Source organism: Sphingomonas sp. YR710 (assembly GCF_900101455.1).
Classification (GTDB): Bacteria; Pseudomonadota; Alphaproteobacteria; order Sphingomonadales; family Sphingomonadaceae; genus Rhizorhabdus.
Window position 1 is genome coordinate 1 of the sequence record NZ_FMZJ01000030.1, and the last position, 14,725, is coordinate 14,725.

At 54.2% G+C, this 14,725-nt stretch carries 11 protein-coding genes; 7 read left to right on the forward strand and 4 right to left on the reverse strand.

Annotation, left to right across the window (positions count from 1 at the left end):
• The coding region (locus tag BLS13_RS20825; RefSeq protein ID WP_176943706.1) for a hypothetical protein at positions 1 to 207 on the forward strand (207 nt) is incomplete at its 5' end.
• A gap of 1,490 nt (positions 208 to 1,697) precedes the next feature.
• Positions 1,698 to 2,441, forward strand: a complete 744-nt coding sequence (locus tag BLS13_RS19930; RefSeq protein WP_093454758.1) for a hypothetical protein — start codon at positions 1,698 to 1,700, stop codon at positions 2,439 to 2,441.
• Positions 2,442 to 2,479: 38 nt separating this feature from the next.
• Here the strand turns inward: BLS13_RS19930 and BLS13_RS19935 are convergent, their stop codons facing one another.
• The 3 genes from BLS13_RS19935 to BLS13_RS19950 all read right to left on the reverse strand — a co-directional run bounded on the left by BLS13_RS19935 (position 2,480) and on the right by BLS13_RS19950 (position 4,201).
• Entirely contained in the window at positions 2,480 to 2,863 is a 384-nt protein-coding gene (locus tag BLS13_RS19935; protein ID WP_093454759.1) for a hypothetical protein, read from the reverse strand.
• Position 2,864: 1 nt separating this feature from the next.
• A complete protein-coding gene (locus BLS13_RS19940; protein WP_093454761.1) occupies positions 2,865 to 3,104 on the reverse strand; it encodes a hypothetical protein in 240 nt (79 codons plus the stop codon).
• A 233-nt stretch (positions 3,105 to 3,337) separates the two neighbouring features.
• The gene (locus BLS13_RS19950; RefSeq protein ID WP_143012039.1) at positions 3,338 to 4,201 is read right to left on the reverse strand and encodes a hypothetical protein; all 864 of its coding nucleotides are present in this window, start codon (positions 4,199 to 4,201) and stop codon (positions 3,338 to 3,340) included.
• Between the two features lie 79 nt (positions 4,202 to 4,280).
• On the opposite strand from BLS13_RS19950, the gene BLS13_RS19955 reads away from it, so the two are divergent.
• The 5 genes from BLS13_RS19955 to BLS13_RS19970 all read left to right on the forward strand — a co-directional run bounded on the left by BLS13_RS19955 (position 4,281) and on the right by BLS13_RS19970 (position 13,083).
• Complete coding sequence (locus tag BLS13_RS19955; RefSeq protein ID WP_093454765.1) at positions 4,281 to 4,508, forward strand: hypothetical protein; 228 nt, start codon at positions 4,281 to 4,283, stop codon at positions 4,506 to 4,508.
• Between the two features lie 603 nt (positions 4,509 to 5,111).
• Complete coding sequence (locus tag BLS13_RS21310) at positions 5,112 to 5,276, forward strand: plasmid-related protein (protein WP_371128230.1); 165 nt, start codon at positions 5,112 to 5,114, stop codon at positions 5,274 to 5,276.
• Positions 5,277 to 5,321: 45 nt separating this feature from the next.
• Complete coding sequence (locus tag BLS13_RS19960) at positions 5,322 to 8,186, forward strand: SNF2-related protein (RefSeq protein ID WP_093454767.1); 2,865 nt, start codon at positions 5,322 to 5,324, stop codon at positions 8,184 to 8,186.
• Positions 8,187 to 8,197: 11 nt separating this feature from the next.
• On the forward strand, positions 8,198 to 10,120 hold the full coding sequence (locus BLS13_RS19965; RefSeq protein ID WP_093454768.1) for a site-specific DNA-methyltransferase: 1,923 nt from the start codon (positions 8,198 to 8,200) through the stop codon (positions 10,118 to 10,120).
• Positions 10,121 to 10,131: 11 nt separating this feature from the next.
• Positions 10,132 to 13,083 (forward strand): restriction endonuclease, encoded by a 2,952-nt coding sequence (locus tag BLS13_RS19970; RefSeq protein ID WP_093454770.1) that lies wholly within the window; start codon positions 10,132 to 10,134, stop codon positions 13,081 to 13,083.
• 205 nt (positions 13,084 to 13,288) lie between these two features.
• On the opposite strand, the gene BLS13_RS19975 is transcribed toward BLS13_RS19970, so the two are convergent.
• Positions 13,289 to 14,725 (reverse strand): hypothetical protein (locus tag BLS13_RS19975; protein ID WP_218123333.1); only part of this gene is annotated, 1,437 nt, incomplete at its 5' end.

Sequence of the window (14,725 nt, forward strand, 5' to 3'; positions counted from 1 at the left end):
CTGTTAACCTCTCCCGAAAATGCGGAAGCGGCGATTCCCGATCCCGGCGCGGAGGTCGCGAAGAAGCCGAAGCGCCGCCGCAAGATGACCCGGATGCAGCGTTCCATCCGCAAGCTCAACAAGCAGACCGCCGACAACCGCCGCCTCAAGGAGTGGCGCGAGAACCTGGAGCAGAGGGCTCGGGCTCCCAAGAAGGCGGAGGATTGAGTGGCATGGCGCACATGAAAGATTGGTCAAATGACGAAAAGGTCGAGGCTTTGGCCTGGGCGGAAATGCTTCGCTCAATGTAGGTCGAGACCTACATCGAACACGAAATGGCAACTCTCATCGACGAAACTTCAGCAGTCGCGTGTTTTCTGATGTCGGTCGAATGTTGGGCGTTCGAGCTTTACAAGCTAATCATAACGACTGACCGCCTCCAAGCGTCTTTGGGATGGACCCAGACGGGCTCGGCAAGTGTCGCATTTTCTGCGTTTGGGCGTGGAGATTTGGCTTCGGCACGCTCGTTCCCCACATGGTTGAAGCTGCAGGAGCCGCCCCTATGAAGGTGAGATCGCGGCTTCGAGCGCCCACCGAAGCACATCATTCTTATTCTCTCCTCCCCATAACGAGAGATGGGGCACATTTCCGAACGCGAATGATCGTGATCCAAACACTACGCGACCGCGATAGGCCTTCCAGTTCGCATGATAAGCTGATCGCTCTTCGCACTGGTCCAAAACAAAGCTGTTCGCAAAATGACGGACGTTTCCAAATGTGAACAACAGCTTTGGCTGAACCGCGCTCAAAAATATCTCGTGAACCGGCTTGCAAAGTTCGACGGCTCCATGAAAATCGAGGTGTCCTGCAATGTTGCGCGACCTCGTAAAGGCGAGGTTAGTGGCCGGTATATGTCGAAGGTTAATTCCAACTAGAGAAGCTACATTTTGCATTCTCCGCTGCAGAACTGCTTGTCCACGCTTCTGGAGTCTACCATTCCGACTCCATTCCTCATCGAGATAGGAGTTGTTTCCTCGCCTCGATGCGAAAATATTGTCTGCAATGGTCGATTTCACACTATCATCGCCTCCGGGATTCAATCCTAATATATACATTGGACAGGGTGCTAGCGTGTCATAGGAAGAATAAAGCACGGCTCCTGGGCAATTCAACATCCCTTTATCACCGAGATATGTCTCTGCTCTTGTAAGGGGATCAGTCACATGTTCTCGATCTCCGATCACCGTCATCTTCTCTAGCTCCGTCCGTGCCGATCCCCACGATTGCATTGATAGGGGCGCAACAAAAGAGCCGGGGCTCGCTCGCCAGGCCGCCTAGGAAGCCTATAGGAGTCGATGCAATGTCAAAGGTCTTCATCTCCCCTCTTGTCGCCTTTGCGCTCCTGGCGGGCTCCGCTGTCCCTGCGTGGGCTGCGCCGTATCGGGATGCCAAGGGGAAGTTCATCAAGTGCCCACCTGCGGCGCCTGCGATTGCTGCGTCGAGCATAACCAAGGACGCGAAAGGTAAGTGCCGTGTGGCGTCAGGTCCGAAGAAAGGTCAGTTCACAAAATGCCCCTGAGGAGTGTTCGGACGGCACGGATCACTGATGGACAGTTTGTCGGTGGCGGCCGTGATTCCGGCGGCATCTCACTTGACAGCTTCGCTGTGAACGCCACGGTAGGCAAACTGAGAATTTAGCGGAAGGATTCTGCAACCCGATGAGTTGCTCCACTCTTTCTGAAGCTGCCCGCGCTTTTCGAGAGCGTATGCGGGACCCAGAAGCCTTTCTCGAAAGCTGTGATGGCGGCGACGCGGGGACGCCGAACGCTCGGTCGATTTGGCTCCTTGGTCTTGAGCCAGGGTGGTCAAGAGCCGATGCTGCGAATAAAATGAACGGTGGTCACGCCTCGGAATTGCTGAGAAATTATGCGGTCGACCTTCAACTGAAATGGCCTTTCAACCGCAATGCGTTCAAGCTCTTATCGGTTTTGAGCGGCGGCAACGCCGAAGATTATGAACAGTTTGCGCGGCAATTCCGGCCGTTTGAGCGGGGGTGCAAAGGCTATTTTAAAGGGAACCTTTATCCTGTTGCATGTAATAGGATCAGCGCTTGGACGAACCAAGACGCAATGCAGACCGGGTTTGATCAAAAATCAATGTATCACGAATGGATGCGGGAAGTCAGATTGCCTATTGTCAGGTCGTGGGTCGAAAAGTGTAATCCGAGTTTGATTATATGTTTGGGCTTAACTCACCTTGATGATTTCACCGCTGCTACGAGCATGGAAATGCCCCGCCTCCACGAATTTCAAGTGAGCGGTCATAAAAAGCGCATCTATATGGGGGAGGGCTCCGTGCCGACGGTCGTTCTTCCACATTTGAGTGGCGGGTCGAACGGACTGAACAGTAATGAGGCGATCTCGTATGTCGCGAGATATATCCGCAGTGCTTTATTGCAATGAAGTGTAAGTTCCGAAATTGCGGTAAAACATGGGCCCATTCAATATATCTGCGCCTTCAACTCCAAGCGGAAAGCCGCAGCATTCGCGGTCGTATCGAACTCACAGTCCAAAATTGTTCGTAGATCGATTTCGAGGGAGTCCTCGAATGCGTAAACACGCGCAAAGCGTTCGACCCAAGCCACTTCCTGGAGGACGACCTCCTCGTTCTCGTTGGCGAAAAAAGCTCGACTGTCATCAGCGCACCAACCTCGATCGGCGCCCACCATTAAGATGAGCATCGCTCCAGGTGGCGAGCAGTCGATAACAAGGACGGTCCCTCTATTTACCGGAACGACGGCCTGAAAAGGATCGCATCGGTCCATAATCCAATCGTCGGCCGCCTGCTGGTCCGATTGCGCGATGATCAGCCTTTCGCGGACCATGTCACATCCACTCCCGTCGCAGATGATCCCGAACGAGTTCCGTTGAGCATCCCAGCAGGACGACATGCACGTCCGCCTGTGACCGGTCGTGTTCGTAGACCTGATAGTGCTCGCTGCGGTCGATTGCCGCAAAAAATCGCTCAGCATCGACGGGATCGAGCCAGATTCGGGTAAGGAACGGATGCGTAAAGGTCGGGGTCGGAAGCTCGGAGCGGCCGCGCGCAATTTCTCGATATCTCATAAAAACCTGCCTTTGCTATGCAGGTATTTATGTTGCGGGTCGCCAGCCCACGATCCGATCCTCCTCGCGCGACGGCCAGGACCACATGCAATCATCACAGGCGGTATGGGGGCCGAATGTCCCGGCGGGCTGCCGCCGGGAAATGTGTCCATCTGCGAACAACACGTCGACCAATACGTCGTGGTCAACCGGCATCGGCGCGTCGGCCGGATGCGGGGCAAATTCTTCGTCCGTCATTGGGTGGGTAGCCCGTAGCCGAGTTGCGCCCGCACCCAGGCCCGCACCGGCGAGGTGAGGTCGGTCGGCACGAACTTGAATGCGAAGATCGCCGGATCGAGCTTTTCGAGAATGGGGATATGCTGCTCGTTCACAGGTTCCCGCGTTTTCAGTCCGAAGCTTCGATCCGATGTTGTCGTGACCACGGCGTGACGCGTCCGGCGCAAATCACGTTTGCCTAGAACGTGCTCGACGACTGTTGGCAGCAAGTACTCCTCGAACGGATAATTGCCCCGCCAGATGTTCTCGCGCTCGAAAGGCACGTGGACCTTTGCATACCACATCACCTCAAAAAACAGGTCGCGCCGCGCGAAAAAGCCTTCCGTCCGGGTAGTGTAGATTGCGGCATCCGGACCAAAAAACGAAGTCAATGCGTGAATGTCGCGATGGTCCGCGACGGCCGGATTCCAGCCATTTTGTTTGGTCGTATCGACGCGCCGGGACGGCCCCATGCCGAAATCATGTTGCGCAATATGAACATTGAGACCGCGCCTGAACGGCAAGTCCGATGCGGTGTGGAGATAGACATAATCGAACGCGATTCCTCGCCTAACGGCGAATTCGACGTTCATCACGTGGATGCCCAGGATCGACGGCGTCCTGGAGAAATAGTGCCGATCATTGAGGAGGACGTTCTCGAAGCTGCTTAGCCTGAGCGCGCCGGACTCCGCCATTGCTCCAGACTGCGCAGCATCGCGCGACACATGGACAACGTGCGTGCAATTGCCGCTCATCGCGGCGTTATAGGCCGCGATCTGCTCGTAGATTTGCGCCGGATTTCCATTGGTTGGGACGCTAATCAAAATTTTCGCGGTAGCCAAAACCTTGCCCTCTTAAACGGTACCGCTTATATAACCGGTACCGTTTAAAGGGTCAACTTCCTAGGGCAATGAGGTCTGGATGAAAGAAAGCGATACCGCTATTCGTGGCTACGTGACGAAACCAAAAATCTTTGACGAAGCGCTTCATGTTCGTGCGCGGGCGGGCACAAAGGCCCGGATCGATGCCTTGCGCGGGCCGGTCCGCCAAGGGGATTTTGTGCGGGTTCTGCTGGAAGAGGCGCTGGAAGCTCGCGAGCGAGATGCACGAACGGTGAAGGACCGCCAGCATCTTTCCGGAGGCGAATAGCTCGCCGCGTCGCTAAAATTCTCTGCGAAGTTATAGAATGTTGAATTATCCGGTATGGTTGGGTGCCGCGCAATGGACGGACCTCCGCCAAGATCGCCCTTTACCCATGACCCCGTCGGAGCTGACTCCCAAGGGGTTGTGCAGGTGCTGCGTCACGCCCAGACATCGGTGATGCTTTTTGAACTCTACGGCCTCGATAAGAGCGCAAAATGAGGACGGCAAGCCCGTCTCCACTCGTCTTACTTCAAAAAAGATGGTTTACGCAGCCACCTGTCGCGTGGCACTCAAAAGACGCGAGTACAAATATTCAAGTGACTCGTTGTCGACCGGACAAAATTAATTTGCGAGCGGTTTAAATCGCTTCCTAAAGAATACTACGAGCCATGCGAACAATGAGCCAGCCCCGCCGGTCCCGATGCGGACGTGCAGTCCTACCACTCGGCACTGGTTTCACTCTAGCAAGACGACCAGAGCGACGTGCCTGCCCCTTGAAAACCAGCCTGCCAACCGTGCAGCGATTGGATGCCGCATAGCCGTTTTCTCGCCTAAATCGGGCACAAATAGCCCTTCCCGATTGTGTATCCATTGGCTACACTCCCTGCCATGTCGGTGAAAGATTCTGGGCTTCGCGTTCGCGTTGATAAAGCCCTTCGCCATGATTTCTTGGAGGCCTGCCACGCGCAGGACCGACCTGCCGCGCAGGTCATACGGGAATTCATGCGGAAGTATGTCGCTCGCACGGATGGGAAGAGCAAGAACGCGGATTAATGTCGCCCATCAAACGGCCCCTTCCGCACTTAATAAAGGGCAAGCGTGCAGCAGAATTTCGCTTCCACAACAGATTATCATGCCAAGCTGTTCGCTCATGAGCTGAACAGGCGGCATTCTGTGGCCGACGATGAAAAGTTGGCGGGCGCGTTGCTGGACGCTCAAGTGGACCTCAATCCCCATCAGGTCGAAGCCGCGTTGTTCGCCTTCAAATCTCCGTTGTCCAAGGGTGCGATCCTAGCCGATGAAGTCGGCTTGGGAAAAACCATCGAGGCAGGCCTCGTCCTCGCTCAAAAGTGGACCGAGGGTAAACGGCGCATTCTCGTCATCACCCCTGCCAATCTCCGCAAGCAGTGGTCGCAGGAGGTGGAGGAAAAGTTTTTCCTGCCAACCGGAATCCTTGAGGCCCGTAACTATAATAGGATGGCCAAGGATGGCGTGCGCCGCCCATTCGAACAAAATCATATCGTGATTTGCTCTTACCAGTTTGCCGCCCGTCACGCTGAGGAGCTGATGGTCATCCCTTGGGATTTGGTGGTGATCGACGAAGCGCACCGCTTGCGTAACGTCTATCGGCCAGACAACCGCATCGGGCGGACGTTGAAAACCGCCCTAGCCAATGTGCCAAAGGTTCTGCTTACCGCAACGCCGCTGCAAAACTCGTTGATGGAATTGTACGGCCTCGTCAGTCTGATCGACGATTATGCCTTTGGCGACGCGAAGAGCTTCCGCGCCCAGTATGCCCGCCTCACTGACGGGCAATTCGATGAGCTGAAAACCAGATTGCAGCGTATCTGCCATCGGACGCTTCGCCGTCAGGTTTTGGAATATATCCGGTACACGAACCGCATTCCGATCACGCAGGAGTTTGTTCCGACCGATACGGAACAGGCCTTGTACGACATGGTGTCGGATTATCTCCGCCGTCCGTCGCTACAGGCGCTCCCTTCCAGCCAGCGGACCTTGATGACACTCATCATGCGTAAGCTGTTGGCCTCATCGACCTTTGCGATTGCGGGTGCGCTCGACACATTGGCCCGCAAGCTGGAAGCTCAGATTCGGAATGACAAAACTGCACGGAAGCAGCTTGAGGAGGAGCTGTCGGACGATTTCGAAGAATTCGACGAGATGGCCGACGAATGGTCAGAAGGCCTAGATGAGGCTGAACTGCTCACCGCCGATGACATCGCCGCCATCGACGCCGAGATTTTGGATCTTCGGCGGTTCCGCGACCTCGCCGTATCCGTCACGGAGAACGCCAAGGGGCAAGCCCTTCTCAGCGCATTGAAGGCGGGCTTCGCAAAATCGACGGAGCTTGGCGGCCCCCGCAAGGCCATCATCTTTACCGAGTCCCGTCGGACGCAGGAGTATCTTGTCCGCCTCCTCTCCGAGAGCGAGTACGCTGACGAAATGGTCCTCTTTAACGGGTCCAATGCCGACGCCCAATCCAAAGCTGTCTACGCGGCTTGGGTCGAGCATCATAAAGGCACGGATAAAGTCACCGGATCGCGCACCGCCGATATGCGGGCCGCGCTCGTGGAATATTTCCGCGATAAGGCGTCTATCATGATCGCCACCGAGGCCGCAGCCGAAGGCATCAATCTCCAATTCTGTTCGATGGTCGTGAATTACGATCTCCCTTGGAATCCTCAACGGATCGAGCAGCGCATCGGACGCTGCCACCGATACGGCCAGCGGTTCGACGTTGTTGTCGTCAACTTTCTAAACAAAAACAACGCCGCCGATCAGCGCGTTTATCAGCTCTTGGCTGAGAAGTTTAAGCTGTTCGATGGCGTATTCGGCGCATCCGATGAAGTACTGGGCGCGATTGAATCCGGCATCGAATTCGAAAAGCGTATCGTGTCGATCTATCAGAATTGCCGAACGACGGAGGAGATCGAGTCCGAGTTCGAGCAGCTACGGGCCGACATGGACGAAAATATCAGCGTCACGATGGAGGATACCCGACGTAAGCTCTTGGAAAATTTTGACGCCGAGGTTCACGACAGGCTCAAGATGAACATGGACAAGAGCCGCGAGTATCTCGACCGCTACGCCCGGATGCTCTGGTATGTCACCAAGCACGAACTGGCCAAGCACGCCAAGTTTGATGACGACTATCTAAGCTTTGCCTTGAAGACCCTGCCGAAAGGGATCGCCGCGCCAGTCGGCCACTATTTCATGACCAAGCAAGGGCTGGACGGCCATCGCTACAGGCTGGGCCACCCCCTTGCACAGCACATCATGGGGAACGCCGCGACCCGTGCATTGAGCGGCGCAAACTTCGTGTTCGACTGCGGCGCATGGCCCCAGAAGTCGGTTGCTTTGGAGCCATTCATCGGATCGAGAGGCACTCTCATCGCGCATAAGCTCTCCGTCAGGGGATCGGATGACCAAGATCATATCATCATAGCCGCACTCACCGACGACGGGCGGCGGATAGATTCCAAAGCAGCGATGCGGTTATTCGAACTTCCGGCCCATTGTGAGGGAGCAGCCGCGCTATCTGTGCCGCAGGCCGTTAGTGATGCGGTTCACGCCGAACGCCAATCCATCTTAGAGGCTATGGCGACCCGCCAAGCCCAATGGTTCGATCAGGAAATGGATAAGCTGGACCACTGGGCGGAGGATCGCCGCGCCGGACTGAAAGCCGACCTCAAGGATTTGGACGAACAGCTCAAGGCACTGAAAAAGGAAATCCGGCAAACAGGCAATCTGCCCGACAAGCTCGCTTTGCAACGGAAAGCGCGAATGCTGGAAAATACCAGAGACGACGCTTGGCGAGCTTACGACGAAGCCGCGAAAGATATTGAAACACAAAAGGATGGCCTGCTTGATCAGGTCGAAGAGCGCTTAGGGCAACACGCGTCCGATGAGCCGCTTTTTGCGATCCGGTTTGAAATTAAGTGAGGAATGAAGGAATGAGTGTCCCTGAAAAGATGGAATTAGCGTCGTTGAGCGTAGCGGATAGCAAACATGAAGAGATAAAGCGCGCGATTAAAGATGTATTTCCTGAGGTTTTCTCAGAAGGTTACATAGATTTTGAGCAGCTCAAACGTTCGCTTGGAGAATGGATTGATCCCGTTAAAGAGCGTTTCGGCCTTAATTGGGCTGGAAAAGCTGACTGCATGAAAGTTATACAGCAGCCAAGCCTTGCAACACTGCTCCCAAAGCGTGAAGATTCTGTAGGATTCGATCAAAGCGATAATATTTTCATCGAAGGTGATAATCTGGAAGTTTTGAAGCTTCTCCAGAAATCATATTACGGCAAGATAAAGATGATTTACATCGACCCTCCGTACAATACGGGCAATGAATTCATATATCCTGATAAATATTCAGAAACACTCCAAACGTATCTATCGTACACGAATCAGATTGATGGTGAAGGCAGGGCATTTTCAACGAATGCGGATACTTCTGGGAGGTACCACTCCCGTTGGCTCAATATGATGTATCCAAGACTTTATTTGGCAAGAAATCTCCTCCAGGAAGATGGGATTGTATTCGTATCCATCGATAACCACGAAGTATCTAATCTTAGGTCTCTTTGTGACGAAATATTTGGCGAAGATAACTTTTTAGGTAACATCGCAAGATCAACAGGGCAAACTACAGGACAAGATAGCGGTGGGCTTGGATCATCATTCGATTTTGTTCTCGTTTATACAAAATCAGACAACGTAAGTCTGGAGGGTATACCCCTATCTCAGAAAGATATGTCACGTTTTGATGGAGAGGATGAGCGCGGAAAATTCGCAATCGATCAAATGCGAAAAACAGGAAGTGCTGATCGTAGAGAGGACCGCCCCAAGATGTTCTATCCGGTTTATGCGCCGGATGGTACCGAAGTCTTGCCAATGGCACCCGCAGGCTACGAAGGCCGCTGGCGCTTCGGCAAGGATACTTATCAGAAATTTAAGGACGACAACTTCATTCTGTGGAAGAAGACTGTCCGGTCTGGCGAAGAGGTTTGGTGGCCGTATGTAAAATACTACCTTGAAGGCCGAACCAAACGTCCTTCTCCACTTTGGACTGACCTCGATGGAAATAAGAAAGCTGCGAGAGATTTGCGTGACCTATTTGATGGTAGCAAGGTATTCGACTTTCCGAAACCTACCGCCCTCATAAAGAGGATGATTCAGATCATTCCTAATCCGTCGGAAGACGATATAATTCTGGATTTTTTCGCTGGGAGTTGCGCGACCGCGCAGGCAGTTTTCGAGATGAACGAGGAAGACGGCGGCAATCGTAAGTTTATTATGGTTCAGTTGCCCGAACCGACGTTAGAGGATTCCGAGGCCTTTAAGGCAGGGTTCAAAAATATCGCTGAGATTGGTCGGGAGAGAATTCGTAGGGCCGCTAAATCATTCGGCGAAGCGGATTCCGGGGATTCGCCCGCTTTGCTTGCGACTGGAATCGATTTAGGATTCAAAGCATTCAGCCTTGCGGAATCGAATTTCAGTGTCTGGGATGGCGATCAAAACGCAGACGTAGATAGCCAGATTGAAATGCATATTCATCATATTCAGGAATCAGCTAAGCCTGAGGAAATTCTTTATGAGATTCTTTTGAAAGGTGGGTTTCCGCTAACGACTAAAGTGTCTCTGATCGAGGTCGCCAACAAGAACGTCTTCTCAGTCGCGGATGGGGCAATGTTAATATGCCTCGAAAAGGATATCGACCAGAATCTAATCGACGGGCTTGCGGAAATTAATCCATTGCAGGTTATCTGTTTGGATGAGGGCTTTAAAGGCAACGATCAGTTGAAAGCCAACGCGGTGCAAACTTTCAAAGCTCGCGCTCAGGCCGAAGAGTCCGAAATAGTGTTTCGGACTGTTTGAGGGCGCATACGATGAAACTCAAGTTTGACCCTACGCTGCAATATCAGCAGGACGCCATCAGCGCGGTCGTCAACGTGTTTGACGGCCAGCCGTTCGTGCAATCATCGGCTATGGCGTTCCAAGCCCTGCAAATTGGCGGCCTCTTCCAATCGGAACTGGGCATGGGCAACAGCCTGTCGCTGGATGACGATACCCTGCTCAAAAATGTGCAGGTGGTTCAGGAGGCCAACGACATTGCGAAAACGGCGGCTTTGCAGGGGCGCGAATTTTCGGTCGAGATGGAAACAGGCACGGGCAAAACCTATGTGTACCTCCGCACGATCTTCGAGCTGAACAAGGTTTACGGCTTCAAAAAATTCATCATCGTCGTCCCGAGCGTGGCAATCCGCGAAGGCGTCCTCCACTCGATCACAATAATGAAAGAGCATTTCCAAACGCTCTATGAGAACGTGCCGTTCGATCACTTCGTCTATGATTCGAAGCGCCTGGGCAAGGTGCGGCAGTTTGCCAGCAGTAACCAGATTCAGATCATGGTCATCAACATTCAGTCGTTCCAAAAGGACGTTGCCGACAAGGACTTGTCGGAAATGACCGAGGACGAGCTGAAAAAGCTGAACGTCATTAACCGCGAAAACGACCGAATGTCTGGTCGCCGCCCTATCGAGTTCATTCAAGCCGCAAAGCCCATTGTCATCATCGACGAACCGCAGAGCGTGGATACGACCGAAAAATCAAGACGGGCCGTCGGCAACCTCAGCCCGATGGCAACGCTGCGATACAGCGCCACCCACAAGAACCCCTACAACCTCCTTTATAAGCTGGACCCGATCCGCGCCTACGACCTGAGGCTCGTCAAGCGGATTGAGGTCGCTTCGATCAAGTCCGAAGACAGCTTCAATGACGCCTATGTGAAGCTGCTGAAAACGGACAACAAAAACGGCATCAAGGCGCAGGTCGAGATTCATAAGGACGGCGCAAGCGGCCCTACGCCTTCAAAAATCTGGGTCAAACAGGGCGACGATCTTTTCGTAAAGTCAGGTGGCCGCGAAACCTATCGCGACGGCTACATCGTGCAGAACATCGATTGCACGCCGGACTCCGAGTATCTCGAATTCAACCAAGGTCGCTTTCTTGAGCTAGGTCAGGAAATTGGCGGGCTTGGCGAAGATGTCATGCGGGCGCAGGTTTTTGAAACCGTCGAGCAGCACCTCAAGAAAGAACGGGCGCTCAAAGGTAAGGGCATCAAGGTTCTGTCGCTGTTTTTCATCGACCGCGTTGCAAATTACCGCATCTACAACGACGACGGCACGACGAGCCTTGGCAAAATCGGGCAATGGTTTGAGGAGGCCTTCGCGGAACTCACCGCCAAGCCGATATACAAGGGACTTGTCCCCTTCGACGTGTCGCAGGTCCATAATGGCTATTTTTCGCAGGATAAGCAGGGCCGTGCGAAGGACACGCGCGGCAATACCGCCGAAGATGATGACACCTACAGCCTCATCATGCGCGACAAGGAACGCTTGCTCGATCAGGCCGAACCCTTGCGGTTCATCTTCTCACACTCCGCATTGCGCGAGGGCTGGGATAATCCGAACGTCTTCCAAATCTGTACGCTCAACGAGTCCCAATCGGCGGACAAGAAGCGTCAGGAAATTGGGCGTGGCCTTCGCCTTCCGGTCAACGCCGCAGGCGAACGCGTCCATGACGAAAGCGTCAATCGCCTCACCGTCATCGCCAATGAGTCCTACGAAGATTTTGCCCGCTCCCTTCAAAATGAGTTCGAGGAAGATTTCGGGATCAAGTTCGGCAAGGTGGACAGGATCGCCTTCGCAAAGCTGGTTCGCGAAGCCGAGGACGGCACGGACAAGCCTGTAGGGCAGGACGTGTCCGCCCGCATTTGGGCTGACCTTGTGGCGAACGGCTATCTGAATGCCAGCGGGGACATTCAGAACAAGTTCGATCCAAAGAACCCGCATTTTTCGCTGAACATCGCAGACGAATTTTCCGATTTGAAGCCGGAGATTATCGACGAGATCAATCGCAAGCTGTTCAAAAACCGGATTGCCAATGCCCGTGACCGCCGAGAGCTGAAGTTCCGAAAGGAAGTCCAGTTGAGCGAGGAATTCACGGCGCTTTGGGACAAGATCAAACACCGGACGCGGTATCGGGTGAGCTTCCAAACCCCCGACCTCATCGACCGTGCCGTCAAACGCATCAAGCTGAACATCGAGCCGATCAAAGCTCCGCGCATTGGAACCACGGTCGTTGAGGTGGACATCACCGACGCAGGCGTATCCGCTGACCGTCAGATCGCAACCCGCGTCCGCGACGCCGAGCGGGTTCAATTCCTGCCGGATATTCTCGCGTTTCTACAGAGGGAAACCGAGCTTACTCGCCATACCCTCGCGGAAATTTTGAAACAGTCAGGACGTTTGGCTGAGTTCAAACTCAATCCGCAGGCTTTCATGGCAGCAGTCGCAAAGGAAATTTCACGTGCCTTGCACGACTTAATGCTCGAAGGGATTCAATACGAGAAAATTACCGATCACTCTTGGGAAATGAGCCGCATCGAACAGGAAGCCGAAAAAGGCATAGTTCGATACCTCGATAATCTTTACGAGGTTCAGAATCGCGAGAAGGCCCTCTTCGACGCCATCGAATATGAATCGGAAGTAGAACGGCAGTTTGCACGTGACCTCGATAACAATGAAAACGTCCGCTTGTTCGTAAAAATTCCATCATGGTTCAAGATTGACACGCCTATCGGGCCGTACAATCCCGACTGGGCATTTGTGACTGATCGCGACGAGAAGCTCTATTTTGTGCGCGAAACCAAAAGCACGCTCGATTCCGAAGAGAGACGCTCGAAGGAAAATCAGAAAATCGATTGTGGACGCCGACATTTCGAGAGCATCGGCGTCGATTACGCAGTGGTTACGTCCCTCGCCGAGGTCCACCTTTAGCTCCCCGTGACGTTCCAACTTCTGTGCCGAGGACGACATCGTTACCGAAAAATAGCGGCCAGAAGTTAGAATCGCCCCTCAATTGGCATACGCATCAAATAATTACTCATGTCGAACTCCGGCGGGTTGACCGTGGAATACGCTCCCTGCGACCACATCAAGCATGGCGCGGTGACAGCGCGACGCTCGGGCTTCGCCCGTTCGCTCACGCCGCCTTCCTCGGCCGCCCCCGAGGTCTCAAGGGCTGCCCCGCGACGAACCTCGCCTCCTTCAGCTTTTTGCGCCGCTCGCGCTCCGTCCGCGCCTTCCGATCGCGCTGCTCCTGGGCGAGCGCGGCGGCCTCATCAGGCGTACGTGAAATCTTCGGGCGCCCGCCAGGATTGCTGGCTTCGAAAACCAGACCAAGGTCGATTAAATCGATGTCCGCCGTCACGTGGCGGAGCGTCGCGAGATAATCCATTAAATATGTGGCCTGATCCTTGTTGTAGACCCAGATGGTGACGTCCTGCGCGTTGGCTGGATCGCGCACGCTGGTCCTCGTTACGAACTGCAGGATCGTCTCATATTCGTTCGAGATGACCCAATCGGAGTCGTCGAGCCTGAGGTGGTCCAGGACGGACCGCATGTTGCGCGAGGGTTTGCTCGCATAGATGATGAGTGCATGAGACCGATCCATATATGCGTCGGTCCCCGCCTGGCGAGGCCTGAGGTAACTCGTCGCCGGGAGAGCCTCGAAAAGCGGATCGGCAACGACATCCTTCAGCTTGTTGCAGGTCCAGATCATGTGCTCGGCCGCGACCTGGCTCGCAACATATTCGCCGATCTGCTTTCGATGTCGGAGGCCGACATCGGTCGCGAAATGGGAACAGGCGGCATTGCGGGTGGCGAAATATCGGACGTGAACGTTGCGCTTGGCGAAGGCCCGGACACGATTTTTGGAGAAGCTTTTCCACTGGACTGGTCGGCGGTTGTCGCCGGGCTGGAGGTTCGCCCTTTTGCGAAGAATTTTGTAGCTGAGGCTCTGCGTGAATGCATTCCCCAGAAATTTTATTGATCGGAAGGCCTCTAGCTGATGGATCGAGAACACCGACCACCACACCCACTTCAAGTTATCCTGAGCCATCTCCGGCCAAGACTGAAGGTTGCAAATCACCGACCTGACCGTGTCTCCGCCACGGCTCGCCTCGACGACGCGCTGGTGGAATGCGCGCAGATGGCGGTGGCTGTCGTCCATCGCGAGGTCACTTCCGTCGATCGCTAGACCTTGGTCGGTTAGCGTAACGCTCGACCATTTCTGGTCGACGGGCGTGAGTTCGTAGTGGCGAGCGAAGAATTCTACGTCGCATTTGCTGGCGATTTCCTCGCTATGGAGCACACCAGGGACCTCATCAACGACAAGATGCCACCCATGGAAATTTGTGAAATCGCTCATCAGCAAGGCTGCATGTGAGCAGATCGCGACGACGTGACCTGCTTCGTATTTCTGCGGCAGGGCCTCGACCTCTTGGCGTACGCTATAACCGCGCGACGCTTCGGTGCTCTTCACGGAATGGATTGTGGGAGATACGAAAGCCGCAGCCGATGCACTCCGCACGCGTCTTGCAACATCATCGATCGATTCCAATCGCTCGACGGCGAAGAC

Excerpts from the sequence above, each read along its gene's own strand:
- BLS13_RS19955 (WP_093454765.1), top strand. The coding sequence starts at position 4,281 with ATGAAAGAAAGCGATACCGCTATTCGTGGCTACGTGACGAAACCAAAA.
- BLS13_RS19930 (WP_093454758.1), top strand. The coding sequence starts at position 1,698 with ATGAGTTGCTCCACTCTTTCTGAAGCTGCCCGCGCTTTTCGAGAGCGT.
- BLS13_RS19965 (WP_093454768.1), top strand. The coding sequence starts at position 8,198 with ATGAGTGTCCCTGAAAAGATGGAATTAGCGTCGTTGAGCGTAGCGGAT.
- BLS13_RS21310 (WP_371128230.1), top strand. The coding sequence starts at position 5,112 with ATGTCGGTGAAAGATTCTGGGCTTCGCGTTCGCGTTGATAAAGCCCTT.
- BLS13_RS19970 (WP_093454770.1), top strand. The coding sequence starts at position 10,132 with ATGAAACTCAAGTTTGACCCTACGCTGCAATATCAGCAGGACGCCATC.
- BLS13_RS19940 (WP_093454761.1), bottom strand. The coding sequence starts at position 3,104 with ATGAGATATCGAGAAATTGCGCGCGGCCGCTCCGAGCTTCCGACCCCG.
- BLS13_RS19935 (WP_093454759.1), bottom strand. The coding sequence starts at position 2,863 with ATGGTCCGCGAAAGGCTGATCATCGCGCAATCGGACCAGCAGGCGGCC.